The following is a 24,168-nucleotide window of genomic DNA, read 5'->3' as shown; positions in this document are numbered from 1 at the left end:
GCGTGCCCATGACTGCCGCCACCCTGACCACCGCCCTCGGCCCGGCCGACGTGGCCTTGCACCGGTTGCGCTGGTGGCTGCTGAGCCTGCTGCTGCTCGCGCTGGGCCTGCTGCCGTTATGGCTGCCCTTGCCCGAGCCGCAGGGCGGCCTCACCGTCACCCAGGCCACGCACCGCCCGCCGGGCACGCCCCTTTCCGGGACGGTCGCGCTGCCGCACCGCTGGTATGGCTTCGTCGCCATCGAGGGCGAAGTGGGCGAATACGAAGTCGCGTTCGACCTCCCCGCCGCCCCAGCCACCGAACCTCTTTATCTCTACGTCCCCCTGCTGAGCCAGAACGTGAGCGTCTGGCTACAGGACCATGAGCTGTTCAACACCGAAACGCGCTCGCAGCAGTTGGGCCTGTCGTCCGGCATCACGATGATGACGCAGTTGCCCGAAAGCCAGTTGCGCGCAGGCCGCAACGTGCTGCTGCTGCGCCTCAAGACCCGCGGCGTGATGCCGGGCTATCTGTCGCAAGTCCACGTGGGCACGCTCCAGCAGATGGCGACGCCCTACCGCTCCCGCGTGTTCGTCTTCGAGCATCTGCGCCTGATGGCGCTGGCCTGCCAGCTGCTGCTCGCCACCGCCGTGCTGGTGATCTGGCTGTACCGCCCCAGGGAGCCGTTCTTTGGCTGGTTGGCCGCGCTGCTGACCATTTCACTGCTGGCCTATTCGGGCCAGTTCGCCGACTTCCATCCGCCGCTGGCAACCGCGCTACCGTGGACCTACATCCTCGGCACGGCCGCCAGCTTCATGCCGCTGATGCTGCTGTTGATCATCAACGGCACGCCTGTCCCACGCTGGCTGCAGCTCATGCCCATGTTGGTTCCGGGCATTCCTGTGCTGCTGGCGGCCATCGGCATGGCACCTCCGCAGGTGCTGGCGGTGTGGGTCAGCGCGCCGCTCAATATCGTGGGCATGCTCAGCGCGCTGGCCGCTGCGGGCTGGATTGCGCTGGTGCGCCGCCGCAGCGAGGCCTATCTGCTGCTGATTCCGCTGCTGATGTCGGTAGGCGCGGTGGTGCACGATCTGCTGTCGGTGGCGGGCGTGATCGACGACCCGATACAGGTGCTGATCTACTACCGCCCGCTGGAACTGCTGGGTCTGACCATCCTCCTGATGCGGCGCTTCGGCCAAAGCCTGCGCAGTCTCGACCGCGCCAACATCCATCTGCGCGAGCAGTTGGAGCAGCGCGAGGCCGAGCTGTCGCAACTCCACGCCGAAGAAAGGCAACAGGCCGCCCGGCAGGTGCGGGGAGAGGAGCGGCGCCGTCTGACGGTCGATCTGCACGACGGCCTGTCGGGCCACCTGGCCTCCATCATCGCGCTGGCCGAACGCGAGCGCGTCGAGGGCATCGAGCGCACGGCACGCGACGCGCTGGACGACCTGCGGGTGGTCATCCACTCGCTCAGCGTCGGCGACCGCGAACTCGGCCTGGCACTGGCGACGTACCGCGACCGACTCGCCAGCCAGCTCAAGCGCGTGGGCATCGCGCTGGACTGGAGCCATGTCCGGCTGCCGGACGTGTCGAACGTGACGCCCACGCAGGCGCTGAACGTGCTACGCATCCTGCAGGAAGCCATCACCAACGCGCGTAAGCACGGTCCGGCCACCCACATCACCGTACGTGGAGAAGCGGGCGCCGGCGGAGGCGCACTGCTGACGGTGGAAAACGATGGCGAGCCTTTCGCCCAAAGCGATGACGTCGTCGGCGTGGGCGCAGGCCTTGTCAACATGAGGCGGAGAGCGGCGCAGCTCGGTGGTTCGCTCACCGTTGAACCGCTGACGGCGGGAACCCGCGTCACCCTGCGCCTGCCGACCCGGCTACCCGACCTCCCAGGCGGCACTGATGAGAGGCAGGAGAAGCGCTTGTAGCCTGTTTCACCGGCCCTCCCTGCACCTCTCGACGGGCCGGCCGGATTGGCGCCGCCCGCGAACTCGCCGGCCGCCGCTGCTGCGCTCTGCACGCCTATCGATAGCCGTCAGTCTTCTCAGGTCAGCCGAACCGGCCGGAGCGCCCTTCCTGTTCGACGAGCTCACCCGTGTCGCGGATGGTGCCCCGCGCGTGTGCTATTCCCCTTTCGAGTTCATCAACGAACAGGCGCGGGTCGTGATCGTGGGCATCACGCCGGGACGCACACAGATGTTCGACTCCCTTCGAGAGGCGCATCGCCGAATCCATCTTGGCGCCAGCAATGATGAGGTTCTCCGCGCCGCCAAGGCGACCGGCGCATTCAGCGGCCCCATGCGCCCGAATCTCACGGGCTTGTTGGATGCCATCTGCATTCATCATTGGCTCGGCATCCCCGGGTGCGATGCACTCTTCGCGCAATCCTCCCACTTGGTGCAAACCACTTCGGCGCTGCGCAACCCGGTGTTCGTGAACGGCGAGAACTACAACGGCGCACCTGGCATGACTCGCACCCTCCTACTTCGTGAGCAACTAGTCGCAGGCTTCGCTCAAGACGCGGCGATTTTGTCGAACGCCGTTTTCGTCCCGCTGGGCGACAAAGTGGCCGATGCGCTGCACTGGTTGGCAGCGCAAGGCCATATGTCTCGTGACCGCATTCTTGATGGTCTGCCTCATCCCTCGGGTGCCAATGCAGTCAATTCAGCAGAACTCCGCGCGTCTTCGCCCGATCCGTGTCAGACGAATGGAGCCACCCTTCATCAATCTATGCCTCCACGAAGGCCTCCTCGCGCTTGGACTTCACGGCGGGCAGCAGCACGATAACCACCATGATGGCGGCGGCAACCAGCAGGCCGGCCGAAATCGGCCGCGTGACCAGCACGGACCAGTCGCCGCGCGAGAGCAGGAGCGCTCGGCGCAGGTTCTCCTCCATCATCGGCCCCAGAATCAGCCCCAGCAGAAGCGGCGCTGGCTCGCAGCCCAGCTTGATGAAGACGTAGCCGACCACGCCGAACACGGCCACCATCCACACGTCGAAGGTATTGTTGTTGGTCGAGTACACGCCGATGGCGCAGAACAGCACGATGGCGGGAAACAGCCACTTGTACGGGATGGACAGCAACTTGATCCACATGCCGATCAGCGGCAGGTTCAGCACGATCAGCATCAGGTTGCCGATCCACATCGAAGCGATCAGGCCCCAGAAGAGTTCGGGGTTGCTGCTCATGACCTGCGGGCCCGGCTGGATGTTGTGGATGGTCATGGCGCCCACCATCAGCGCCATCACCGGGTTGCCGGGGATCCCCAGTGTCAGCAGCGGAATGAAGGCCGTCTGCGCGCCGGCGTTGTTGGCTGACTCGGGGCCCGCTACGCCGCGGATGTTGCCCTGGCCGAAGGGCGTCTCGCCCTGCTTGAGCTTCATCTTCTTTTCCATGGTGTAGGACGCGAAGGACGACAGCAACGCGCCGCCGCCCGGCAGGATGCCCAGCGAACAGCCCAGCGCGGTGCCCCGCAGCATGGCCGGCGTCATGCGCTTGAAGTCGTCCCGGGTCGGCCAGACGCCGTGCAGCTTGGCCGTGTAGGCCGCGCGATCCTCCTCCGGCTGCCCCAGATTGGAGATGATTTCGCCGTAGCCGAACACGCCCATGGCGATGGCGATGAAGCTGATGCCGTCGGTCAGTTCCGGAATGTCAAAGCTGTAGCGCGCCACGCCGGAGTTCACGTCGGTGCCCACCAGACCCAGCAGCAGCCCCAGGATGATCATGCTGATGGCCTTGAGCAACGAGCCGGAGGCCAGCACCACGGCGCCGATCAGGCCCAGCACCATCAGGCTGAAGTATTCGGCGGGGCCGAACTTGAAGGCCAGCTCGGTCAGCGGCGGCGCGAAGGCGGCCAGCACGACGGTGCCCACGCAGCCGGCGAAGAAGGAGCCCAGGCCGGCCGCGGCGAGCGCCGGCCCGCCGCGCCCGGCCTTGGCCATCTGGTGCCCGTCGATAGCGGTCACCACCGAGGACGATTCACCGGGCAGGTTGACCAGGATCGCTGTGGTGGAGCCCCCGTATTGCGAGCCGTAGTAGATGCCGGCAAGCATGATCAGCGCGGCCACCGGCGGCAACGCGTAGGTGGCCGGCAGCAGCATGGCGATGGTCGGCACCGGGCCGATGCCGGGCAGCACGCCGATCAGCGTGCCCAGCAGGCAGCCGACGAAGGCGTAGGCCAGGTTCTGCAGGCTGAAGGCGGCCTGGAAGCCGAGGGCGAGGTGGTCGAACAATTCCATGATGCCGGTCTCAGCTGATGAAGGTGGGCCAGACCTGGAATTGCAGCTTCAGGCCGACGATGAAGACCAGGTAGCTGCCGACGGCCAGGATGGTCGCGAGGATCAGCGTGGGCCGCAGCGCGAAGCTGGTGCCGGCCATGGCGGCGATGAGCGTCAGCGCGTAGATGGCAATGATCAGCCCCATGGCCGGCACGCCGATGCTGGGCAACCCGCCCAACAGGATGCCGAACACCACGTTGGCGCCGATGATCAGCAGCAAAGGCCGCCAAGCGGCCCGGCCGATGGGTTCGCCATCGGCAGTCTTCACCGTGAGGGCGCCGGCGACCGCCACCAGGCCCAGCACGGCCAGCAGGACGCCCAGCAGCAGCGGGAAGTAGCCAGGGCCCATGCGGGCGGCGTCGCCGACGTGGTAGCTGGTCGCGCCGGCGGCGAAGGCCGTTCCCATGGCGGTGAACATGAGGCCGGAAAAGAAGTCCTTCTGGCTTTGAATCTTCATCGATCGGAGGAATGGTTGGAGGGCAGGCGTGCGAACGAAGTCTCGGTGCGATGCGCCGGCTGTTCGCGCTCGGCGGCTCACTGCTGCGAGCCGCAAGACGTCAGGGTGCCGTCAGATATGTCATGTTATGAGTCAATATAGATCACATCATGAGTAATTACCCTGCTGATCGGCAGGTCGAGGACGGACGGCCCCGCCGCGAGCTAAAGTACGAGGAAAAGTTCCGCAAGGTTGCTCATGAATGACCCTGATCCCGCGCCGAGGACCGACAAGCAGCGGCTGGAGGCGTTGTCCGACTTCCGGCATCAGCTGCGCAATTTCCTGCGCTTCAGCGAGGATGCCGCGCGGGCCGAAGACATCACGGTGCTGCAGTACCAGTTGCTGCTGCACACGCAGGCATTTCCAGGACGCGAGTGGGCGACGGTGTCGGAGATCGCGGAGCGGTTGCAGGCGCAGGTGCACGGGGTCGTGGCGCTCATCTCGCGATGCGAAGAAGCGGGGCTGGTTCGGCGCCGCCAGAGCAACGTGGATCGCCGTCAGACCGAGATCCATCTGCTGCCCAAGGGACGGCGCAAGTTGCTCAAACTGGCGTCACTGCACGAGACCCATTTGGCTGCACTCGCCGAGGCGGCCCGCATGGCGAAGGCGATCGCCCAGTCGGCGTCGAAAGACAGAAATGCCTAAGCGAAGCTAGCCTTGTTGCAGTTGCAGCTCCAGATGCGGAAGGGACCTCACATCCCTGTGAGCACCGTGCAGATCGAAACTGGAGGTACTGCCGCTTCTCAGCGCCCCGAGAACGGGGCAAAGAGAATCGATGAAGAAGCTGAGATTCACGGATGAGCAGATCGCCTACGCGCTTCGGCTGCCAGTGCGGCCGGCGTCGTCTTGATCCTCCTTGTTGCCAGGATCGTGATCTCCTGTGGTGCACACTCCCGATGGGACATGGCTGCCCGCAGCTCCACCTGCGCCAGCAGGCGGCGCACAGCGGCATGCTGCTGCCGGGCTTCAGCGAGCGTGGTTTCAGGGTAGGCGCCCAGCGCCATCAGCTTCTGCCGCCCATCAAGCCGGCAGGCCCAGCGCCAGAGCTTGGCCCCCGTGGGCATCAGGTGCAGTTGCTGCCCGCCGCCGTCCGACAGCTTCACCGGCTTGTCGGCGGCGCGGGCCTTGCGAATTTGTGTGTCGGTGAGACTCATGCATCGTCCTTTCTTGAGTCGGCAGTCCCATACCAACAGGCTTGCCGTCAACTACCAACAGAACCACCAACCGGAAGCGGCGGATTCATGGCTACCCAAGCGGACGTTGGGGAATGAAAAAACCCCCGTAGCCAAGAGCTGACGGGGGTTTCGGGGCGGTGATGAGGACCTATGAGGACCATCAAAAACCTAGTTTTGGCGGAGAGGGTGGGATTCGAACCCACGGTACGCTTGCACGTACGCCTGATTTCGAGTCAGGTACATTCGACCACTCTGCCACCTCTCCACAAGCTGCAAATTTGTCGAAGCCTGCGATTCTAGCAGAGAGAATCGCCCCGACTCCGCTTCAGGGCCGAAGTTCTTCCAGCCCCCCCAGGTAGGGCTGCAGGGCCTTGGGCACGGCAATGGAGCCGTCGGCGCGCTGGTGGTTCTCCAGCACCGCGACGAGCGTGCGGCCCACGGCCAGGCCCGAGCCGTTGAGCGTGTGCAGCAGTTCGTTCTTGCCCTGCGCGTTCTTGAAGCGCGCCTGCAGCCGCCGGGCCTGGAAGGCCTCGCAGTTGCTCACCGAGCTGATCTCGCGGTAGGTGTCCTGCGCAGGCAGCCACACCTCCAGGTCGTAGGTCTTGGTCGAGCCGAAGCCCATGTCGCCGGTGCACAGCAGCACGACGCGGTAGGGCAGTTCCAGCGCCTGCAGCACGGCCTCGGCATGGCGCGTCATCTCTTCCAGCGCCTCGTAGCTCTTCGCGGGATGGGTGATCTGCACCATCTCGACCTTGTCGAACTGGTGCTGGCGGATCATGCCGCGCGTGTCGCGCCCCGCGCTGCCCGCCTCGGAGCGGAAGCAGGGCGTGTGCGCCGTCAGCTTCAGCGGCAGCTGCGCCTCGGGCACGATGGTGTCGCGCACGTAGTTGGTCAACGGCACTTCGCTGGTCGGGATGAGGTACAGCGCCTGCGTGTCGGGCACGGGCTCGCCTTCCTGCCCGCCCTTCCTGGCGGCGAACAGGTCGCCCTCGAACTTGGGCAGCTGGCCGGTGCCGCGCAGCGTGTCGGCGTTGACGATGTAGGGCACGTAGCACTCGGTATAACCGTGCTGCTGTGTCTGCACGTCGAGCATGAACTGCGCGAGCGCGCGGTGCAGTCGTGCGATGGGGCCCTTCATGAAGGTGAAGCGCGCGCCGGCGATCTTGGCGCCGGTCTCGAAGTCCAGCCCCAGCGGCGCGCCGAGGTCCACGTGGTCGCGCGGCTCGAAGGCGAAGGCCGGCGCGTCGGCGCCCTCGCCGCCCACGGGCGCCCAGCGGCGCACCTCGACGTTGTCCTTCTCGTCCTCGCCGGCCGGCACGCTCTCGTGCGGCAGGTTGGGCACGGCCAGCAGCAGGGCCTGTAGCTCGGGCTGCAGCTCGTCCAGGCGGACGGCGGAAGCCTCCTGCTCGGCCTTGAGCGCGCCGACCTCGGCCATCAGCGCATCGACCGGCTCGCCCTTGGCCTTGAGCGGGCCGATCTGCTTGTTCAGCGCGTTGCGCCGGGCCTGGATCTCCTCGGTGCGGGTCTGGAGCTGCTTGCGTTCGGCCTCGAGGGCGGTGAAGCGCCCGACGTCGAGGTACGGCTGGTTCTTTTTTCGGGTTTCGAGGTGCGCAACGACCGAGGGCAGGTCCTTGCGCAGCAGGTTGATGTCGAGCATCGGGCGATTCTAGGGAAAGGCCCGATGCCGGCGCTTCAACCCAACGTGGCGGGATCGACGTTGGCGCCGCAGATGACCAGGCAGGTGGCGGTGCCGGCCGCGGGCCGCCAGGCGCCGCTGTGCAGCGCGGCCAGCGGCAGCGCGGCGGCGGGTTCGACGGCCAGCTTCATCTCGCGCCACAGCCACTGCTGGGCGGCGCGGATGGCGTCGTCGGACAGCAGCAGCGCCTCCAGCACGTGGCGCTGCGCGATCCGCCACGCCAGGCTGCCGATGCGGCGCGCACCGAGCGAATCGGCGGCGATGCCGCCCACCTCCACGTCCACCGGCTGGCCCGCCTCGCGGGCGCGGAACAGCGTGGGCGCGGCCTCGGGCTCCAGCGCGACGATGCGCGAGCGGCCGGCCAGGGCTGCCGCCAGCCCGCCGGCCAGGCCGCCGCCGCCGACGCTCACCAGCACCGCGTCGGGCGCGGCGCCTGCCTGGCGCTCGATCTCCAGGCCCAGCGTGCCGGCGCCGGCCACCACCTCGACCTGGTCGTAGGCATGCGTGAGCAATGCGCCGGTGGCCTGCTGGCGTGCCAGGCAGGCGGCCAGGGCATCGGCATACACCTCGCCCACCACGCTGACCTGCGCGCCCAGCGCGCGCAGCCGCTGCCGCTTGGCCTCGGACGAGACGCCGGGCAGGAAAACCTCGCACCGCACGCCCAGGTGCCGCGCCGCCGCCGCGGTGGCGATGCCGGCATTGCCGCCGGAGGCCACCACCACGCCCGCCTCGGGGATCTCGCCGGCCAGCAGCCGGTTGAGCATGCCGCGCGCCTTGAAGCTGCCGCTGGTCTGCAGGTGCTCCAGCTTCAGCCAGACCTCGCCGGCGCCCTCCACGCCCAGCGCCGCCGCGGGCAGGCGCCACAGCGGCGTCTCGCGCAGGAAGGAGCCCACGTGCCCGCCCAGCCGGCGGGCGGCGGCGCCGATCTCGGCGTGCCAGTCGATGTCGTCGTCGATGTGCTGCGTCATGAGATGTGCTGGGGCGGCGGGATGTCGTCGAGCCGCAGGCCCTTGGGCAGCGGGAACTTGGTCTTCTCCTCGATGCCCGGCATGGAGCGCACCGACACCGCGCCCAACGCGCGGATGCGCTCGATCACCTCGGCGACCAGCACTTCGGGCGCGGAGGCGCCGGCCGTCAGGCCCACGCGCGCGCGGCCCTCGAACCACTCGGCCTTCAGCTCGGCCGCCGAGTCGACCATGTGCGCCGGCGTGCCCAGGCGCTCGGCCAGCTCGCGCAGGCGGTTGCTGTTCGAGCTGGTGGGGCTGCCGACCACGATGACGATGTCCACCTGCGGGCTCAGCAGCTTGACGGCGTCCTGCCGGTTCTGCGTGGCGTAGCAGATGTCCTGCTGCTTGGGCTCGCGCACCTTGGGAAAGCGCGTGCGCACCGCGGCGGCGATCTCGGCGGCGTCGTCCACGGAGAGCGTGGTCTGCGTCACCACCGCCAGCTTCTCGGTCTGCGCGGGCTGCACCTTCGCCACGTCCTCCACGTCCTCCACCAGGTGGATGCCGTGGTCGAGCTGGCCCATCGTGCCCTCGACCTCCGGGTGGCCCTTGTGGCCGATCATGATGAATTCGTAGCCCTCGCGCGCCAGCTTGGCGACCTCGACGTGCACCTTGGTCACCAGCGGGCAGGTGGCGTCGAAGATGGAGAAGCCCCGCGCCTGCGCCTCGGCCTCCACCGCCTTGCTCACGCCGTGGGCGCTGAAGACCAGCGTGGCGCCCGGCGGCACCTCGGCCAGGTCCTCGATGAAGACCGCGCCCTTGGCCTTCAGCTCGTTGACCACGTAGGTGTTGTGCACGATCTCGTGGCGCACGTAGATGGGCGCGCCGAACTTGGCGAGCGCGCGCTCGACGATCTCGATGGCGCGGTCCACCCCGGCGCAGAAGCCGCGCGGCTCGGCCAGGACGATCTGGTTGACGCCGCCCATGTTCACAGCACGCCGATCAGTTGCACCTCGAAGGTGACGGGTTGCCCAGCCAGCGGGTGGTTGAAGTCGAAGCGCACCGCCGTCTCGCTGGTCTCCATCACCGCGCCGGCGTAGCTGCCGGCCCCGTCGGGCGTGGGGAACTGCACCACGTCGCCGGCGTGGTACTGCTCGTCCGGGTCGCCCATCTGCGCGAGCAGCGAGCGCGCCACCCACTGCTGCATCTCGGGGTTGCGCTCGCCGAAAGCCTCGCCGGGCGGCAGCTCGAAGGTCCGGTGCGCGCCCTCGGCCAGGCCCAGCAGGCGCTGCTCCACCGCGGGCGAAAGCTCGCCCGTGCCCAGCGACAGCGTGGCCGGCTTGTCGCTGAAGGTGTTGATGATGTCGCCGGCCGGGCCGGCCAGGCGGTAGTGCAGCGTGAGGAAGGAACCGGGCTGCACCACCGCGTCGGTGGTGTGCGAAGACAAGGGAAGCGCCCCGATAAACTGGACCGGCGATTTTAGAAGAGGGGTGCTTCCCGCGCCCCCGGGGAGGAGATCCATGAACCTGACCGACCTGCCGGCCGATGCCCGCCCGCGCGAGAAGCTGCTGGCGCGCGGCCCCGCCGCCCTGGGCGATGCCGAACTGCTGGCGCTGCTGCTGCGCACCGGCGTGGCCGGCTGCAACGTGCTGCAGCTCGCGCAGCGCCTGCTGGACGATTTCGGCGGCCTCGCCGGGCTGCTGCAGGCCGGCGCCGAGGACCTGCGGCGCATCAAGGGCCTGGGCGGCACCGCCAAGCGCGCCGAGCTGATCGCCGTGCTGGAGCTAGCGCGCCGCGCGATGGCCCAGCAACTGGGCGAGCGCACGGTGTTCGAGGCGCCCGACGCCGTCAAGCGCTACCTGCAACTGCACCTGGCGGGGCACGGGCACGAGGTGTTCGCCGCCCTCTTCCTGGACAGCCGGCACCGGCTCATCGCGCTGGAGGAGCTGTTCCGCGGCACGCTGGCGCAGACCAGCGTGTACCCGCGCGAGGTGGTCAAGCGCGCCCTGCACCACCACGCCGCCGCCGTCGTGCTGGCGCACAACCACCCGAGCGGCAGCGTGCAGCCCTCGCGCGCCGACGAGACGCTGACGCAGACGCTCAAGGCCGCGCTGGCGCTGGTGGACGTGCGCGTGCTGGACCACGTGATCGTCGCGCCCGGGCAGGCCCTCTCGATGGCCGAAGCCGGCCTGGTCTGAACCGCCGCACGGGGCGTGCGACACTGCCCGCATGCCCGCCAAGACCCCTGCCCTCAAGAGCCTGGCCGAGCTGAAGCAGGTGCAGCGCGCCCTGGCCGAGCAGCGCGAGCGCGAGGCCGCCGAGGCCGCGGCGCGGGCCGCCGAGGCGCGGCGGCGGGAGGCCGAGCAGAACCTGTTCGCCCGCGCCATCGGCGCCGACCGCGGCGCCACCCGCCCGCTGCGCCACAAGCCCGTGGTGGTGCTGTCGCCCGCACCGCCGGCGCCGCAGCCCGTGCAGCAGCAGCTCGACGCCGCGGCGGTGCTGCGGGAATCGCTCTCGGACGAGTTCGACGTCAGCACGCTGCTCGACGCCGACGACCAGATGAGCTTCCGCCGCCCCGGCATCGGCACCGACGTGACGCGCCGGCTGCGCGCCGGCGAATGGACCCTCCAGCGGCAGATCGACCTGCACGGCCTGCGCAGCGACGAGGCGCGCGAGGCGCTGGGCGCCTTCATTCGCACCGCCCACCGCCAGGGCGTGCGCTGCGTGCGGGTGGTGCACGGCAAGGGCCTGGGCTCGCCCGGCAAGCAGCCGGTGCTCAAGCTCAAGGCGCAGCGCTGGCTGATCCAGAAGAAGGAGGTGCTGGCCTTCGTGCAGGCCCGTCCGGCCGAAGGCGGCGCGGGAGCGCTGGTGGTGCTGCTGGCGCCGGCGGGGCGCTGAACGCCCTGGCACCTGCCCCGCCGCTACATCGGCGGACCGGCCTCCATCTGCGCGGCCAGGCCCTGCGCCGTGTGCAGGCGAACGCGGACGACGTGCCCCTCCCAGAACGGGAATCGCTGCCCGCCCGCGGCGCGGGCGATCCGAAAGCGCATCGGCAGGCGCAGGCCGCCGACCAGCCGATAGTCGTCGCGCGCGGCGAACTCGCCGGAGCCGTGATAGGGCGTCTCCAGGTCGCCGTCCTCCTCGGCGGCAAAGTGCAGCAGCCGTCCGTCGGGCGCGAAGCGGGCCAGCATCGAGGCGCTCACGCCGCCCCGCCGGACGACGGCGCGCGCATGCTCGGCATCGACGGCCTCCCAGCGCACCGGGCCGCCGGGCAGGAGGGCGGTCGGGTACAGCGGGCTCTCCAGCAGCCAGCGGCGCAGCGAGATGCGGTCCAGTTCGGGGGACGACTTCTCGTCCACCAGCGCCACGGCCGACAGCAGCTTGGCCTTCATTTCCATCCGACCGTCGATGTAGGCGTCATAGGCGCGCGCCCAGACGCCGGGCATCACCGGCGTGGTGGCGTCGAACATCAGGGCCGGCGTGCCGGCCGCCAGCGTCTGGCGCGCCGTGGTGGGCGCGAATTCCGTGCGCCCGGGACGGCGGAAGCGGCCCGCCATCTCCACCTCCACGTAGGCCAGCGCCGGCGTCGGCGCGTCACCGAAGGTGAAGCGGAAGTAGCGCTGCACCGGCGCCGGCAGCCCGGCCCAGGCATCGCTGCCGGCGCTGGCCGCCGGCAGCCGGCGGCCGGCCTGCGCCACCGCCCGGTGGAAGTTCTCGACGTCGGCGGCAGTGGACAGGGCCAGGGCCGCCACCACCGCCCCCAGGCCCGCCACGATGGCGGCGCCTGCCCACAGGCTCTTTCTCGTCTTCGACATGTTCATCCATCCGGCAGGGTTGAAACGCCGGCAGGATGGCCGCGTCCGCGGGCGGGCGCCTTAACAAATGTTCAGCGGCTCAACCGGCGGCGTCGGCGCCGCGGCGGCGCAGCCGCGACAGCGACACGTCGGTCATGCCCAGGTAGGTGGCCAGGTGCATGAGCGGAACGCGCACGGCCAGCGCCGGAAAACGGGCGCAGAAGGCGTCGTAGCGGCGGCGGCCGTCCAGCGCCAGCAGGTCGTGCTCGCGCTGCAGCTTGGCGCTCAGCAGCCGCGCCAGCAGTTCGCTGCGCAGGGGCTGCCAGCAGCCGTGCAGCGCCAGGGTCTCGCGCCATGCGGCGGCGGGGCAGGTCCACAGGCGCGTGGGCTCCATGGCGGTGATGCCGAACAGCGAGGGCTGCTCCTCCATCGCCGGCGTCAGCGGGCACACGAGCGCCCCTTCGACGAAGAAGTTCTTGTTGAACTCCTTGCCGTCGCGGCGCAGGAAGTGCATGCGCACCAGTCCCCGCTCGACAAGGAAGGCCTGGCCCCAGCGTTCGCCGGGCCGCAGCAGCGGCTGCCCGCGCGCCAGTGCGCGGGCCGAGAACCTCGGCGCCAGCGCGTCGGCGACGCCGCGCGGCACGCCGCGGCCCAGCGCGTCTTCGAGGGCCGCATGCAGCAGCCCTGCGGCAGCGCTCGGCCCCCGCATCCTCAGCCGCCCTTGTTGCGCATCCAGTCCGCCGTCTGGAAGAAGGACTGAGCCAGGCGCGTGCGCAGGTCCTCGGGCACGCCGGTCTCGTGCATGGCCTGGTCCATGCACGCGAGCCACTGGTCGCGCTCCTTGATGCCGATGGGAAAAGGCAGGTGCCGCGCGCGCAGCATCGGGTGGCCGAAGCGCTCGGTGTAGTGCTGCGGGCCGCCCAGCCAGCCGCACAGGAACCAGAACAGGCGCTGGCGCGCGTTGTCCAGGCTGGGGCCGTGCACCGCGCGCAGCGCGGCGTAGGCGGGCTCCAGGTCCATCAGGTCGTAGAAGCGCTCGGTCAGCGCGTGCACCTTCGCCTCGCCGCCGATCCACTCGAAGGGCGTGTCGAAGGGGGGCTTGTCCTGGATCTGCATGCGCGCATTGTCCCCGGCCGCGATCCCATGACCCCGCAGGTCATGGCCGCGCCGCGCGGCCGCCGCCAGAATCGCCGGCATGAGCAGCCCCTCCTTCCACACGGCCGCCGCGGCGCGCCCCGGCGTGCGCGACCCCTTCGGCGCGCACCTGCGCCACTGGCGGCAGCACCGCCGCATGAGCCAGCTCGACCTGGCGCAGGAGGCCGAGGTCTCCACCCGCCACCTGAGCTGCGTGGAGACCGGCCGCGCCGCGCCCAGCCGCGAGATGGTGCTGCGACTGGCCGAGCGGCTGCAGGTGCCGCTGCGCGAGCGCAACGCGCTGCTGGTGGCCGCGGGCTACGCGCCGATGTACCGCCAGCGCGCGCTGGACGACCCGGCGCTGGCGGCCGCCCGGCAGGCGGTCGAGCTGGTGCTCAAGGGCCACGAGCCCTACCCCGCCCTGGCGGTGGACCGCCACTGGCAGCTCGTCGCCCACAACGCGACGGTGCCGATGCTGCTGGCCGGCGCCGCGCCGCACCTGCTGGCGCCGCCGGTGAACGTGCTGCGCCTGTCGCTGCATCCCGAGGGAGTGGCGCCGCGCATCGCCAACCTGGCGCAATGGCGCGAACACCTGCTCATGCGCCTGCAGCAGCAGGTGGCCGCCACTGCCGACGCCGCGCTGCAGGCCCTGCACGACGAGCTGGCCGCCTACCCGGTGGCGCAGCCCGGCCGCGAGGCGGCGCTGCCGGGCGGCGAGCCGGGCAGCGTGGTGGTGCCCCTGCAACTGCGCACGCCGGCCGGGCTGCTGAGCTTCATCAGCACCACGACGGTGTTCGGCACGCCGGTGGACGTGACGCTGCAGGAATTGGCGGTGGAGTCCTTCTTCCCCGCCGATGCCGCCACCGCCGAGGCGCTGCGGGCGCTCGCCGCGGCAGGTTGAAGTGAAACACCCCCAAGCGGCTTCGCCGCTCCCCCCTCTCTCGCCTCCGGCGGGAGGGGGGGCGCACCCAGCGGCTTGGCCAAGCCAGTTCCGCGGGTGCCCTGGCATGGCCTGCTCCGCGGCCTTCGGAGCGGAGAAGGGCGTTCTGTTTCGCAGGCTGCGGGTGGCACGCAGCGTTTGAATTGAGGCGGGCGCTCAGGCGGCCGCGGCCACCAGCGCGTCGCGGAAGGCCGCCACCACCGGCGAGGGCGAATTGCCCGGCGCGCGCAGCAGCGTCATGGTGCGGGCGACCTGCGGGCGGCCGACACTGCGCACCTCCAGCCCGTGCCACAGCGCCAGCGGCCGCAGCGCCATCGTCACCACCGCCACGCCCAGACCCTCGCGCGCCAGGCCCATCATGGTCCAGGGCAGCGCGATCTCGAAGGGGCAGTCCAGCACGATGCCGCGCTCGGCCAGCTTCTCCTCCAGCAGCCGGCGCACCGGGTTGCCGGGCAGGTAGCCGATCACCGGGTGGCGCGCCAGCTGCGCCCACTCCAGGCTGCGGCGCCCGGCCAGCGGGTGGTCGGGCGCCATCGCGGCGACGAACTCGTCGACATGCAGCGGCGTGGCCACGAGATCGGTGCGCACGTCGGTCTGGGTGGCGACGCCCAGGTCCGCCGCGCCGCTGCGCACCAGCGAGTGCACCTCGTGCTCCGGCACGTCGTGCAGCACCACGCGCACCCCCGGGTACTGCGCCTGGAAGCGCCGGACCACCGGCGGCAGCAGCAGCGCGCACTGCGCGTTGGGTGCCGCCACCGCGATGCGGCCGCGGGCGAAGCGGGTGAAGTCCTTGGCGTCGGCGACCAGCCGGTCCCAGTCGGCCACCAGGCGCTGGGCGGTGGGCAGCAGGGCCATGCCGGCGTCGGTGAGGCGGCAGGCGCGGGTGTGGCGGTCGAACAGGCGCGTGCCCAGCAGCCGCTCCAGCTTGCCCAGCGCCGCACTGAGGGAGGACTGCGACATCCCCAGCCGCTCGGCCGCCCGGGTGAAATGCCCGCTTTCGGCCAGCATCAGGAAAACCCTGAGTTCGGGCAGAGAGGACTTGATGCTCAAGGGAAAACGCCTCTTTTGATCGGCATTGGCGATTGATTTATTGGATTGTGCGACTTTTTCGATCCGATGGCGCCCCCTATTCTTGCGGCGCGCTCCGGACCAGGCCGGCGCGCCACAGCAGGAGACAACTCGGATGACAAGCATCGCCACCACGCCCGCCGCAGGCGTTCACCCGGTCGACCAGCGACTGCCGCTCGGCAAGGTCACCGCCCTCGGGCTGCAGCACGTGCTGGTGATGTACGCCGGCGCGGTGGCCGTGCCGCTGATCGTCGGCCGCGCCCTCAAGCTCAGCCCGGACGAGGTGGCGCTGCTCATCAGCGCCGACCTGTTCTGCTGCGGCATCGCCACGCTGATCCAGGCGCTGGGCGCCACGCAGTGGTTCGGCATCAAGCTGCCGGTGATGATGGGCGTGACCTTCGCCTCGGTGGCGCCGATGGTGGCCATCGCCAACGCCAACCCGGGGCAGGTGGGCGCGCAACTGCTGTTCGGCTCCATCATCGGCGCCGGGGTCATCTCGATCATCATCGCGCCGATGGTCAGCCGCATGCTGCGCTACTTCCCGCCGGTGGTCACGGGCACGATCATCGCGGTCATCGGCATCACGCTGATGCGCGTGGGCATCAACTGGATCTTCGGCAACCCGGTGGGCCCCACCGCGCCGTCCATGGTCGATCCGATCTACCAGAAGTGGCTGGCCGAGGTGACTTCGCCCGGCTCCTCGCTGCCGCCGGTGCCCAAGGGGCTGGCCCTCATGCCGACGGTGCCCAACCCCAGGTACGCCGACCTCTCGGGCGTGGCGATCTCGGGCCTGGTGCTGGTGTCGATCCTGCTGATCGTGAAGTTCGCCAAGGGCTTCATCGCCAACATCTCGGTGCTGCTGGGCATCGTCATCGGCGCCGTCGTCGCCGCCGGCATGGGCCTGATGACCTTCGAGAAGGTCGGCAAGGCGCCCTGGCTGGACATCGTGCTGCCCTTCCACTTCGGCATGCCCAAGTTCGATCCCTTCCTGATCCTGACGATGACGCTGGTGATGATCGTGGTGATGATCGAGTCCACCGGCATGTTCCTGGCGCTGGGCGAGATGACCGACCGCAAGATCGAACAGAAGGACCTCGCGCGCGGCCTGCGCACCGACGGGCTGGGCACGCTCATCGGCGGCATCTTCAACACCTTCCCCTACACCAGCTTCTCGCAGAACGTCGGGCTGGTGGCCGTCACGGGCGTGAAGAGCCGCTTCGTGTGCGTGGCCGGCGGCGTCATCCTCATCGTGCTGGGCCTGCTGCCGAAGATGGGCGCGCTGGTGGAGTCGCTGCCCACGGTGGTGCTCGGCGGCGCCGGCATCGTGATGTTCGGCATGGTGCTGGCCACGGGCATCCGCATCCTGGGCAACGTGGACTTCAAGCACAACCGCCACAACGCAATGATCGTGGCGGTGTCCATCGGCGTGGGCATGATTCCGCTCTTGGCGCCCAACTTCAAGCAGTGGATGCCGCACGGCATCCACTCGCTGATCGAGTCCGGCATCCTGCTGACCTCGATCACCGCCGTGCTGCTGAACATGTTCCTCAACGGCACGAAGTTCGACGCCGCTGCCGCCATCGCCGCGGCCAAGCAGGCGGAGGCACACTAGCCGCCGTCAGATCATCGCCAGCGGCGTCTTGCGCGCCGGCGGCGGGAACACGCGGGCCAGCGCGGCCCGCGTCGCCGCGTCCAGCGGCAGGCCGGCCGCGGCCAGATTCTCCCGCAGGTGCGCCGTGCTCGCGGCCTTGGGGATCGCGGCGACGCCCGGCTGGTCCAGCAGCCAGGCCAGCGCGAGTTGCGCCGCGGTGGCTCCGAGCCCGCGGGCCAGTTCCGCCAGGTCGCCCCCTGCCGCCAGGCTGCCCTGGTCGATCGGGCTGTAGGCCATCAGCGGCATGCCCCGCGCGCGCATCCAGGGCAGCAGGCTGTGCGCGGGGCCCTGCTCGCCGAGCGAGTACCAGACCTGGTTGGCGGCGCAGTCTGCGCCGCCGGCGGCCACCAGCTCCTCCAGGTCGTCGACGTCGAAGTTGCTCACGCCCCAGCGGCCGATGCGGCCCGCCGCCTGCAGCGACTGCATGGCCTCGACCGTCTCGGCCAGCGGCACGCTGCCGCGCCAGTGCAGCAGGTACAGGTCGATGCGCTCCAGGCCCAGACGCTTCAGGCTGCGCGCGCAGGCGGCCGGGACGCCGCGGCGGCCGGCGTTGTGCGGGTAGACCTTGCTGACGACGACGATGTCCTCGCGCCGCACCTCGCCGGCGCGCAGGGCCTCGGCCAGCGCCTGGCCGACCACCTCCTCGGCGCCGCCCTCGCCGTACATCTCGGCGGTGTCGATCAGGCGCCAGCCCATCGCCAACGCATCGCGCACGGCCGCCACCTCGGCGACGCGCCGCGCCGGCGACTCGCCCAGCCGCCAGGTGCCCAGGCCGAGGGTGGGAAGCACACCGGCCGCCGGGCCGGGCAGGTCGAGCATGCGCATGGCGGCATCTCCAGGCTGATGGGGCTGCAAGGGTACGCGCCCGCCGGGCGCCGCCCCGACGCTAGGGAATACCCCTGAACAACAAAGGCCATGTCTTGCCTACATTTCTTGCATGCAAGTTTGATTTCATCTTGCATGCAACCATCCAGGAGAACGCCCACCATGCTCCGCTTCGCCAGATCCCTGTTCGGCCAGGTCGTGATCGCGCTCGTCATCGGCGTGGTCCTCGGCCTCGCCGCGCCCGACTTCGCCATCCAGCTCAAGCCGCTGGGCGACGGCTTCATCAAGCTCATCAAGATGATCATCCCGGTGCTGGTCTTCTGCGTGGTGGTGCACGGCATCGCCGGCGCCGGCGACCTGCGCCGGGTCGGCCGGGTCGGCGTCAAGGCGCTGATCTACTTCGAGGTGCTGACCACCATCGCGCTGACGCTGGGCCTGCTGCTGGGCTGGTGGTTCCAGCCGGGCGTGGGCATGAACGTCGACCCCAACACGCTGGACGCCTCGGCCATGAACGCCTACGCCTCCAACGCCGACAAGCTCACCAGCGGCGGCACGGTCGACTTCCTGATGAAGCTGATCCCCACCACGGTGATCAACGCCTTCGCCACCGGCGACGTGCTGCAGGTGCTGCTGTTCGCGGTGCTGTTCGGCTGCGCGCTCACGCTGCTGGGCGAGCGCGGCCGGCCGGTGGCGGTGGTGGTGGACGCCACCTCGCTGGTGATGTTCAAGATCATGGGCATCCTGATCAAGCTGGCGCCGCTGGGCGTGCTCGGCGCCATCGCCTTCACCGTCGGCAAGTACGGCGTGGGCTCGCTCAAGCAGCTCGGCATGCTGGTGGCGCTGTTCTACGTGGCGGTGCTGGTCTTCGTGTTCGTGGTGCTGGGGCTGGTGATGCGCATCTCGGGCTTCTCGCTGTGGAAGCTGCTGCGCTACCTGCGCGAGGAGCTGATGATCGTCTTCGCCACCACCTCCTCCGACAGCGTGCTGCCGCAGGTGATGGCCAAGCTGCGCCGCATGGGCGTGCGCGATTCGACGGTCGGCCTGGTGATCCCCACCGGCTACTCCTTCAACCTCGACGCCTTTTCCATCTACATCACGCTGGCGGCGGTGTTCATCGCGCAGGCCACCAACACGCCGGTGTCGATGGCCGACCTGCTGACCATCCTGGCCATCGCGCTGGTCACCTCCAAGGGCGCGCACGGCGTGCCGGGCTCGGCCATCGTGGTGCTGGCGGCCACGCTGCACGCCATCCCTGCCATCCCCGCCATCGGCCTGGTGCTGGTGCTCTCGGTCGACTGGTTCATGGGCATCGCCCGCGCCCTGGGCAACCTGGTCGGCAACTGCGTGGCCACCGTGGCGATCGCCGCCTGGGAGGGCGACATCGACCGCGAGCAGGCCCACGCCGCGCTGGACGGCCGCCTGCCCCCGCTGGAGGAAGCGCCGGAGATGGAATTGCCGGCGCCGGAGGGCGCGGCTGCGGCACACTGAGGACATGTCCGACATCAGCCCCACCTCGATCGCCGAGCGCGTCGTCGAATCCATCCTCGCCCAGAAGCTCGCGCCCGGCGAGCGGCTGGGCGAGCAGGCGCTGGCGGACCTGTTCGGCGTGAGCCGCACCATGGTGCGCGAGGCGCTGATGCAGCTTCAGGCGCGCGGCTTCGTCGAGGTGCAGCCCAAGCGCGGCTGGTTCGTCGTGCAGCCCTCGGCGGAGGAGGCCCGCGACGCCTTCTCGGCCCGCCGCATCGTCGAGGCCGGCATCCTGGCCGACAGCGGCCGGCCGCTGTCGCAGGTGATCCGCCGCCTGCGCGAGCACATCGAGGAGGAGCGCCGTGCGGTGCGCGGTGCCGACGCCGCCACGCGCGCCTTCCTGCTGGCCGACTTCCACGTCTGCCTGGCCGAGCAGATGGGCCACCGCCTGCTGTGCGGCGTGCTGCGCGACCTGACCGCCCGCACCACGCTGGCGGCCACGCTCTACCAGTCGCGCCACGAGGCCGGCCAGTCCTGCGAGGAGCACGCGGCCATCGTCGCCGCCCTGGAGCGCGGCGACCCGGACGGCGCGCGCGCACTGATGCTCGACCACATCGGCCACGTGGAGCAGGCGCTGCAGACCGAACTGCCGACGGCCGACGCGGTGCAGGGCCTGCGCGCCAGCCTCGCGCCGGTGCAAAGGCCCGCGCGCGTGGCCTGAGCGCGCGGCGTCGGCCGACACCGACACGCGCCGCGCATCCCCCGGCCCGCGCGGCGGCTCGGCTACAGTCGGCGCCACCATGAATTCGCCCCAACTCCAGCGCGGGGTCTTCCTCGCCCTGCTCTTCGCCGTCACGGCTGCCTTCGGCTGGATCCTGCTGCCGTTCTTCGGGGCGGTGTTCTGGAGCATGGCGCTGGCGATCCTGTTCACGCCGCTGTACCGCCGGCTGCTGGCCCGGATGGGCAAGCGCCGCACGCCCGCCGCGCTGGCCACGCTGGCCATCGTGCTGGTGATCGTGATCCTGCCGCTGGTCGTCATCGCCACCTCGCTGGTGCAGGACGTGGCCGAGGTCGCCCAGCGCGTGCGCTCGGGCCAGCTCAACTTCGCCGGCTACGTCCAGCAGGTGGTGGCGGCGCTGCCGCAATGGCTGGCCAACCTGCTCGACCGCTTCGGCCTGAGCAACATGGAGGCGATGCTGTCCAAGCTCTCGGCGGTGGCGGCGCAGGCCAGCCAGGCCATCGGGCAGCAGGCGCTGTCGATCGGGCAGAACACGCTCGACTTCATCGTGGGCTTCTTCGTGATGCTCTACCTGCTGTTCTTCCTCATGCGCGACGGCTCGGACCTGTCCAAGACCCTCCGCAACGCGCTGCCGCTGGCGCGCCCGCACACGCACTACCTGCTCAACAAGTTCACCACCGTGATCCGCGCCACCATCAAGGGCAACGTGGCGGTGGCGGCCGCGCAGGGGCTGCTGGGCGGCGTGGCCTTCGCGCTGCTGGGCGTGCAGGGGGCGCTGCTGTGGGGCGTGGTGATGGCCTTCCTCTCGCTGCTGCCCGCCGTGGGCGCGGCGCTGATCTGGGCGCCGGTGGCGATCTGGTTCCTGGCGACGGGGGCCGTCTTCAAGGGCCTGGCGCTGATCTTCATCGGCGTGTTCGTCGTCGGCCTGGTCGACAACGTCCTGCGCCCCATCCTGGTGGGCAAGGACACGCAGATGCCGGACTACGTGGTGCTGATCTCCACCCTCGGCGGGATGGCCGTCTTCGGCATCAACGGCTTCGTCATCGGGCCGGTGATCGCCGCGCTGTTCATGGCCGTCTGGAGCCTGTTCGCCGAGTCCAACGAGGAAGACGGCAACGCCCCGCCCTTCCCGCCGCCCGACGACGCGCCCTAAGGCGACTGCGCCCACCAGTCGCCGGCGAAGCGCCCCTGCAGGAAGGCCAGGAAGTGCGACACCTTCGCCGGCAGCAGCCGGGGCGAGGGAAACACCGCGTGGATCTCCTGCTCGGGCAGCACGTGGCCGGCCAGCACCTCCTTCACCCGCCCGGCGGCCAGCGAGTCGTGCGCCACGTAGCGCGGCATCAGCGCGATGCCCATGCCGTCGCGCGCCGCGGCCAGCACGGCAGAGAGGTTGTTCGAGCGCAGCCGCCCGCTCACCGGCACGCCGACCGGCTCGCCGCGCGGCGTCTGCATGTGCCACACGTCGTCGCCGACCACGCTGCTGTAGATGAGCGCGGTGTGCGACGACAGGTCCTGCGCCCGGCGCGGCGTGCCGTGGCGCCTGAGGTAGGCCGGCGAGGCCACCATCACCCACGGGTTCATGCCGAGGGAGCGCGCGCCCAGGGATGAATCGGCCAGCCGGCCCATGCGCAGCGCCACGTCCAGCCCCTGCGCCACCAGGTCCACGTAGCGGTCGTCGAAGCTCAGGTCCACCAGCAGCTGCGGGTGGCGCTGCATGAACTCCAGCGCCAGCGGCACCACCACCCGCCGCCCGAAGGCCACGGAGGTGCCGATGCGCAGCAGGCCCTGCGCCTGCGACTGGCGCATGCGCACCACGTTGTCGGCGTCCTCCGCGTCGCGCACGATGGCCTTGCACTTCTCGTAGTACAGCGCGCCCGGCTCCGTGAGGCTCACGCCGCGGGTGTTGCGGTTGAGCAGGCGCACCTTCAGCCGCGCCTCGATGGCCGCGACCTGCTTGGTCACGGTGGGCTGGGTGGTGTTGAACTCGCGGGCGGCGCGCGAGAAGCTGCCCGTCTCCACCACGCGCACGAACATTTCCATCGCCTGCAGCCGGTCCATGCCCCGATGGTACGTTCAGTCATTCCATTGCGGAATAGGTGATATGGCCCGGGCGGCTCTTCTTCGGCGGCCCGCCAGTGCCTAGAGTCCATGCCATCCCAAGGAGACCTCAGATGGCAAAGATGACCGCGGCCCAGGCCGCCGTGCTCGTGATGGAGAAGGAAGGCGTCACCCAGGCCTTCGGCGTGCCCGGCGCCGCCATCAACCCGCTGTATGCGGCGCTGCGCAAGCAGGGCAGCATCGGCCACATCCTGGCGCGCCACGTGGAAGGCGCCTCGCACATGGCCGAGGGCTACACCCGCGCGGTGGCCGGCAACATCGGCGTGTGCATCGGCACCAGCGGGCCGGCCGGCACCGACATGATCACCGGGCTGTACTCGGCCTGGGCGGACTCGATCCCGATCCTGTGCATCACCGGCCAGGCGCCGCGCGCGCGCCTGTACAAGGAAGACTTCCAGGCGGTGGACATCGAGTCCATCGCCAAGCCCGTCACCAAGTGGGCCGTCACGGTGCGCGAGCCCGGCCAGGTGCCGCAGGTGTTCCAGCAGGCCTTCCACCTGATGCGCTCGGGCCGCCCGGGCCCGGTGCTGATCGACCTGCCCTTCGACGTGCAGATGGCGCAGATCGAGTTCGACATCGAGACCTACGAGCCGCTGCCGGTCTACAAGCCGGCCGCCACCCGCGCCCAGGCCGAGAAGGCCATCGGCATGCTCAATGCCGCCGAGCGCCCGCTGATCGTGGCCGGCGGCGGCATCATCAACGCCGATGCCAGCGACCTGCTGGTGCGCTTCGCCGAGCTGACCGGCGTGCCGGTGATCCCGACGCTGATGGGCTGGGGCACCATCCCCGACGACCACCCGCTGATGGCCGGCATGTGCGGCCTGCAGACCAGCCACCGCTACGGCAACGCCACCATGCTGGCCAGCGACTTCGTGCTGGGCATCGGCAACCGCTGGGCCAACCGCCACACCGGCTCGACCGAGGTCTACACCAAGGGCCGCAGCTTCGTGCACGTCGACATCGAGCCGACGCAGATCGGCCGCGTGTTCATGCCCGACTTCGGCATCGTCTCGGACGCCAAGGCGGCGCTCGAGCTGTTCGTGCAGGTGGCCGAGGAGATGAAGGCCGCCGGCAGGCTGCCCGACCGCGCGGCCTGGGCCGGCGAGTGCCGCGAGCGCAAACGCACCATGCTGCGCAAGACGAACTTCGACGCGGTGCCGATGAAGCCGCAGCGCGTCTACCAGTGCATGAACAACAACTTCGACCGCGACACCTGCTACGTGAGCACCATCGGGCTCTCGCAGATCGCCGCCGCGCAGTTCCTGCACGTGTACCACCCGCGCCACTGGATCAACTGCGGCCAGGCCGGCCCGCTGGGCTGGACGGTGCCGGCCGCCCTCGGCGTGCGCGCCGCCGACCCGAAGCGCAAGCTGGTGGCCCTGTCGGGCGACTACGACTTCCAGTTCATGATCGAGGAACTGGCGGTGGGCGCGCAGTTCAAGCTGCCCTACATCCACATCGTGGTCAACAACAGCTACCTGGGCCTGATCCGCCAGGCGCAACGCGGCTTCGAGATGGACTACTGCGTGCAGCTGGCCTTCGAGAACATCAACGCCGCCCCCGACGCCGGCGTCGAGAAGGACTACGGCGTCGACCACATGAAGGTGGTCGAGGGCCTGGGCTGCAAGGCGATCCGCGTGCACCGCCAGGAAGAGATGCAGCCGGCCATCCGCCGCGCCGAGGAGCTGATGGCCGAGCACCAGGTGCCGGTGGTGATCGAGGTGATGCTCGAGCGCGTGACCAACATCGCCATGGGCACAGAGATCGACGCCATCAACGAGTTCGAGCCGCTGGCCGAGGACGCGGCCGACGCGCCGACGGCCATCGCCGCCGCCATGCTGGATTGAGGAGAGA

At 69.9% G+C, this 24,168-nt stretch carries 24 protein-coding genes and 1 tRNA gene; 11 read left to right on the top strand and 14 right to left on the bottom strand.

What is annotated here, in order from left to right; translation table 11 throughout:
- Positions 1-8: 8 nt before the first annotated feature.
- Both Q392_RS06185 and Q392_RS32670 read left to right on the top strand, forming a co-directional pair.
- Positions 9-1,916, top strand: a complete 1,908-nt coding sequence (locus Q392_RS06185) for a sensor histidine kinase (protein WP_051952973.1) — start codon at positions 9-11, stop codon at positions 1,914-1,916.
- 190 nt (positions 1,917-2,106) lie between these two features.
- Positions 2,107-2,775, top strand: coding sequence for a hypothetical protein (locus tag Q392_RS32670; RefSeq protein ID WP_169748283.1), 669 nt, complete (start codon positions 2,107-2,109; stop codon positions 2,773-2,775).
- Here the strand turns inward: Q392_RS32670 and Q392_RS06180 are convergent.
- Positions 2,717-4,228 carry a tripartite tricarboxylate transporter permease gene (locus Q392_RS06180; protein ID WP_038203149.1) on the bottom strand — a complete coding sequence of 504 codons (1,512 nt, stop codon included), beginning with the start codon at positions 4,226-4,228 and terminating at the stop codon, positions 2,717-2,719. The genes Q392_RS32670 and Q392_RS06180 overlap by 59 nt on opposite strands.
- Positions 4,229-4,238: 10 nt before the next feature.
- The gene (locus Q392_RS06175) at positions 4,239-4,724 is read right to left on the bottom strand and encodes a tripartite tricarboxylate transporter TctB family protein (protein WP_038203146.1); all 486 of its coding nucleotides are present in this window, start codon (positions 4,722-4,724) and stop codon (positions 4,239-4,241) included.
- Positions 4,725-4,961: 237 nt separating this feature from the next.
- On the opposite strand from Q392_RS06175, the gene Q392_RS06170 reads away from it, so the two are divergent.
- The gene (locus Q392_RS06170) at positions 4,962-5,408 is read left to right on the top strand and encodes a MarR family winged helix-turn-helix transcriptional regulator (RefSeq protein ID WP_038203144.1); all 447 of its coding nucleotides are present in this window, start codon (positions 4,962-4,964) and stop codon (positions 5,406-5,408) included.
- Positions 5,409-5,554: 146 nt separating this feature from the next.
- Here Q392_RS06170 and Q392_RS06165 read toward each other — a convergent pair whose 3' ends face one another.
- The 6 genes from Q392_RS06165 to Q392_RS06140 form a co-directional block, all read right to left on the bottom strand.
- Entirely contained in the window at positions 5,555-5,917 is a 363-nt protein-coding gene (locus Q392_RS06165) for an Arm DNA-binding domain-containing protein (protein WP_051952969.1), read from the bottom strand.
- 196 nt (positions 5,918-6,113) lie between these two features.
- Positions 6,114-6,203: transfer RNA gene (locus Q392_RS06160), tRNA-Ser, on the bottom strand.
- Positions 6,204-6,263: 60 nt separating this feature from the next.
- Positions 6,264-7,595 carry a serine--tRNA ligase gene (serS, locus tag Q392_RS06155; RefSeq protein ID WP_038203141.1) on the bottom strand — a complete coding sequence of 444 codons (1,332 nt, stop codon included), beginning with the start codon at positions 7,593-7,595 and terminating at the stop codon, positions 6,264-6,266.
- 35 nt (positions 7,596-7,630) lie between these two features.
- On the bottom strand, positions 7,631-8,602 hold the full coding sequence (locus Q392_RS06150) for a threonine/serine dehydratase (RefSeq protein ID WP_038203138.1): 972 nt from the start codon (positions 8,600-8,602) through the stop codon (positions 7,631-7,633).
- Complete coding sequence (gene ispH / locus Q392_RS06145) at positions 8,599-9,564, bottom strand: 4-hydroxy-3-methylbut-2-enyl diphosphate reductase (RefSeq protein ID WP_038203136.1); 966 nt, start codon at positions 9,562-9,564, stop codon at positions 8,599-8,601. Before ispH ends, Q392_RS06150 begins: the two co-directional genes overlap by 4 nt.
- Positions 9,565-9,566: 2 nt before the next feature.
- Entirely contained in the window at positions 9,567-10,025 is a 459-nt protein-coding gene (locus tag Q392_RS06140) for an FKBP-type peptidyl-prolyl cis-trans isomerase (RefSeq protein WP_038203133.1), read from the bottom strand.
- Between the two features lie 73 nt (positions 10,026-10,098).
- On the opposite strand from Q392_RS06140, the gene radC reads away from it, so the two are divergent.
- Entirely contained in the window at positions 10,099-10,776 is a 678-nt protein-coding gene (radC, locus tag Q392_RS06135) for a RadC family protein (protein ID WP_038203131.1), read from the top strand.
- A gap of 31 nt (positions 10,777-10,807) precedes the next feature.
- Positions 10,808-11,476, top strand: a complete 669-nt coding sequence (locus tag Q392_RS06130; RefSeq protein WP_038203127.1) for a Smr/MutS family protein — start codon at positions 10,808-10,810, stop codon at positions 11,474-11,476.
- A 23-nt stretch (positions 11,477-11,499) separates the two neighbouring features.
- Here Q392_RS06130 and Q392_RS06125 read toward each other — a convergent pair whose 3' ends face one another.
- The 3 genes from Q392_RS06125 to Q392_RS06115 form a co-directional block, all read right to left on the bottom strand.
- Positions 11,500-12,393: a DUF6920 family protein gene (locus Q392_RS06125; protein ID WP_211260204.1), complete on the bottom strand. Its 894-nt coding sequence runs from the start codon at positions 12,391-12,393 to the stop codon at positions 11,500-11,502.
- A 79-nt stretch (positions 12,394-12,472) separates the two neighbouring features.
- Positions 12,473-13,081 (bottom strand): Crp/Fnr family transcriptional regulator, encoded by a 609-nt coding sequence (locus Q392_RS06120; protein ID WP_051952966.1) that lies wholly within the window; start codon positions 13,079-13,081, stop codon positions 12,473-12,475.
- A gap of 2 nt (positions 13,082-13,083) precedes the next feature.
- Positions 13,084-13,488: a group II truncated hemoglobin gene (locus Q392_RS06115; RefSeq protein WP_038203513.1), complete on the bottom strand. Its 405-nt coding sequence runs from the start codon at positions 13,486-13,488 to the stop codon at positions 13,084-13,086.
- A 79-nt stretch (positions 13,489-13,567) separates the two neighbouring features.
- On the opposite strand from Q392_RS06115, the gene Q392_RS06110 reads away from it, so the two are divergent.
- Positions 13,568-14,407, top strand: coding sequence for a helix-turn-helix domain-containing protein (locus Q392_RS06110; RefSeq protein WP_038203124.1), 840 nt, complete (start codon positions 13,568-13,570; stop codon positions 14,405-14,407).
- 195 nt (positions 14,408-14,602) lie between these two features.
- Here the strand turns inward: Q392_RS06110 and Q392_RS06105 are convergent, their stop codons facing one another.
- Positions 14,603-15,496 carry a LysR family transcriptional regulator gene (locus tag Q392_RS06105; protein ID WP_038203120.1) on the bottom strand — a complete coding sequence of 298 codons (894 nt, stop codon included), beginning with the start codon at positions 15,494-15,496 and terminating at the stop codon, positions 14,603-14,605.
- Positions 15,497-15,629: 133 nt separating this feature from the next.
- Here Q392_RS06105 and Q392_RS06100 point away from each other — a divergent pair, with 133 nt between their 5' ends.
- Positions 15,630-17,126: a nucleobase:cation symporter-2 family protein gene (locus Q392_RS06100; RefSeq protein WP_038203117.1), complete on the top strand. Its 1,497-nt coding sequence runs from the start codon at positions 15,630-15,632 to the stop codon at positions 17,124-17,126.
- A 6-nt stretch (positions 17,127-17,132) separates the two neighbouring features.
- On the opposite strand, the gene Q392_RS06095 is transcribed toward Q392_RS06100, so the two are convergent.
- Positions 17,133-17,990, bottom strand: a complete 858-nt coding sequence (locus tag Q392_RS06095; RefSeq protein ID WP_038203114.1) for an aldo/keto reductase — start codon at positions 17,988-17,990, stop codon at positions 17,133-17,135.
- Positions 17,991-18,152: 162 nt separating this feature from the next.
- Here Q392_RS06095 and Q392_RS06090 point away from each other — a divergent pair, with 162 nt between their 5' ends.
- From Q392_RS06090 to Q392_RS06080, 3 genes are all read left to right on the top strand, one after another.
- The gene (locus Q392_RS06090) at positions 18,153-19,478 is read left to right on the top strand and encodes a C4-dicarboxylate transporter DctA (RefSeq protein WP_038203111.1); all 1,326 of its coding nucleotides are present in this window, start codon (positions 18,153-18,155) and stop codon (positions 19,476-19,478) included.
- Between the two features lie 4 nt (positions 19,479-19,482).
- The gene (locus Q392_RS06085) at positions 19,483-20,178 is read left to right on the top strand and encodes a GntR family transcriptional regulator (protein ID WP_038203108.1); all 696 of its coding nucleotides are present in this window, start codon (positions 19,483-19,485) and stop codon (positions 20,176-20,178) included.
- Between the two features lie 79 nt (positions 20,179-20,257).
- Positions 20,258-21,349 (top strand): AI-2E family transporter, encoded by a 1,092-nt coding sequence (locus Q392_RS06080; protein WP_038203105.1) that lies wholly within the window; start codon positions 20,258-20,260, stop codon positions 21,347-21,349.
- Here the strand turns inward: Q392_RS06080 and Q392_RS06075 are convergent.
- Entirely contained in the window at positions 21,346-22,254 is a 909-nt protein-coding gene (locus Q392_RS06075; RefSeq protein WP_038203102.1) for a LysR family transcriptional regulator, read from the bottom strand. The genes Q392_RS06080 and Q392_RS06075 overlap by 4 nt on opposite strands.
- Positions 22,255-22,367: 113 nt before the next feature.
- Between Q392_RS06075 and gcl the strand changes: the two genes are divergently transcribed.
- Complete coding sequence (gene gcl, locus Q392_RS06070; RefSeq protein WP_038203099.1) at positions 22,368-24,161, top strand: glyoxylate carboligase; 1,794 nt, start codon at positions 22,368-22,370, stop codon at positions 24,159-24,161.
- Positions 24,162-24,168 lie beyond the last annotated feature (7 nt).

Source organism: Xenophilus azovorans DSM 13620, from assembly GCF_000745855.1.
Taxonomy (GTDB): domain Bacteria; phylum Pseudomonadota; class Gammaproteobacteria; order Burkholderiales; family Burkholderiaceae_C; genus Xenophilus; species Xenophilus azovorans.
Note: the sequence above shows the minus strand (reverse complement) of the source record. Positions and strands in the feature narration are given on the sequence as shown.

Bases quoted from the DNA above. Each gene is read 5' to 3' on its own strand.
- Q392_RS06075 (WP_038203102.1), bottom strand. From the start codon at position 22,254: ATGGACCGGCTGCAGGCGATGGAAATGTTCGTGCGCGTGGTGGAGACG.
- radC (WP_038203131.1), top strand. From the start codon at position 10,099: ATGAACCTGACCGACCTGCCGGCCGATGCCCGCCCGCGCGAGAAGCTG.
- Q392_RS06125 (WP_211260204.1), bottom strand. From the start codon at position 12,393: ATGTCGAAGACGAGAAAGAGCCTGTGGGCAGGCGCCGCCATCGTGGCG.
- Q392_RS06095 (WP_038203114.1), bottom strand. From the start codon at position 17,990: ATGCGCATGCTCGACCTGCCCGGCCCGGCGGCCGGTGTGCTTCCCACC.
- Q392_RS06080 (WP_038203105.1), top strand. From the start codon at position 20,258: ATGAATTCGCCCCAACTCCAGCGCGGGGTCTTCCTCGCCCTGCTCTTC.
- Q392_RS06110 (WP_038203124.1), top strand. From the start codon at position 13,568: ATGAGCAGCCCCTCCTTCCACACGGCCGCCGCGGCGCGCCCCGGCGTG.
- Q392_RS06085 (WP_038203108.1), top strand. From the start codon at position 19,483: ATGTCCGACATCAGCCCCACCTCGATCGCCGAGCGCGTCGTCGAATCC.
- Q392_RS06120 (WP_051952966.1), bottom strand. From the start codon at position 13,081: ATGCGGGGGCCGAGCGCTGCCGCAGGGCTGCTGCATGCGGCCCTCGAA.
- Q392_RS06180 (WP_038203149.1), bottom strand. From the start codon at position 4,228: ATGGAATTGTTCGACCACCTCGCCCTCGGCTTCCAGGCCGCCTTCAGC.
- Q392_RS06165 (WP_051952969.1), bottom strand. From the start codon at position 5,917: ATGAGTCTCACCGACACACAAATTCGCAAGGCCCGCGCCGCCGACAAG.
- gcl (WP_038203099.1), top strand. From the start codon at position 22,368: ATGGCAAAGATGACCGCGGCCCAGGCCGCCGTGCTCGTGATGGAGAAG.
- Q392_RS06170 (WP_038203144.1), top strand. From the start codon at position 4,962: ATGAATGACCCTGATCCCGCGCCGAGGACCGACAAGCAGCGGCTGGAG.
- Q392_RS06090 (WP_038203111.1), top strand. From the start codon at position 18,153: ATGCTCCGCTTCGCCAGATCCCTGTTCGGCCAGGTCGTGATCGCGCTC.
- Q392_RS06130 (WP_038203127.1), top strand. From the start codon at position 10,808: ATGCCCGCCAAGACCCCTGCCCTCAAGAGCCTGGCCGAGCTGAAGCAG.
- Q392_RS06100 (WP_038203117.1), top strand. From the start codon at position 15,630: ATGACAAGCATCGCCACCACGCCCGCCGCAGGCGTTCACCCGGTCGAC.
- Q392_RS06115 (WP_038203513.1), bottom strand. From the start codon at position 13,488: ATGCAGATCCAGGACAAGCCCCCCTTCGACACGCCCTTCGAGTGGATC.
- Q392_RS06185 (WP_051952973.1), top strand. From the start codon at position 9: ATGACTGCCGCCACCCTGACCACCGCCCTCGGCCCGGCCGACGTGGCC.
- ispH (WP_038203136.1), bottom strand. From the start codon at position 9,564: ATGGGCGGCGTCAACCAGATCGTCCTGGCCGAGCCGCGCGGCTTCTGC.
- Q392_RS06150 (WP_038203138.1), bottom strand. From the start codon at position 8,602: ATGACGCAGCACATCGACGACGACATCGACTGGCACGCCGAGATCGGC.
- Q392_RS06175 (WP_038203146.1), bottom strand. From the start codon at position 4,724: ATGAAGATTCAAAGCCAGAAGGACTTCTTTTCCGGCCTCATGTTCACC.
- serS (WP_038203141.1), bottom strand. From the start codon at position 7,595: ATGCTCGACATCAACCTGCTGCGCAAGGACCTGCCCTCGGTCGTTGCG.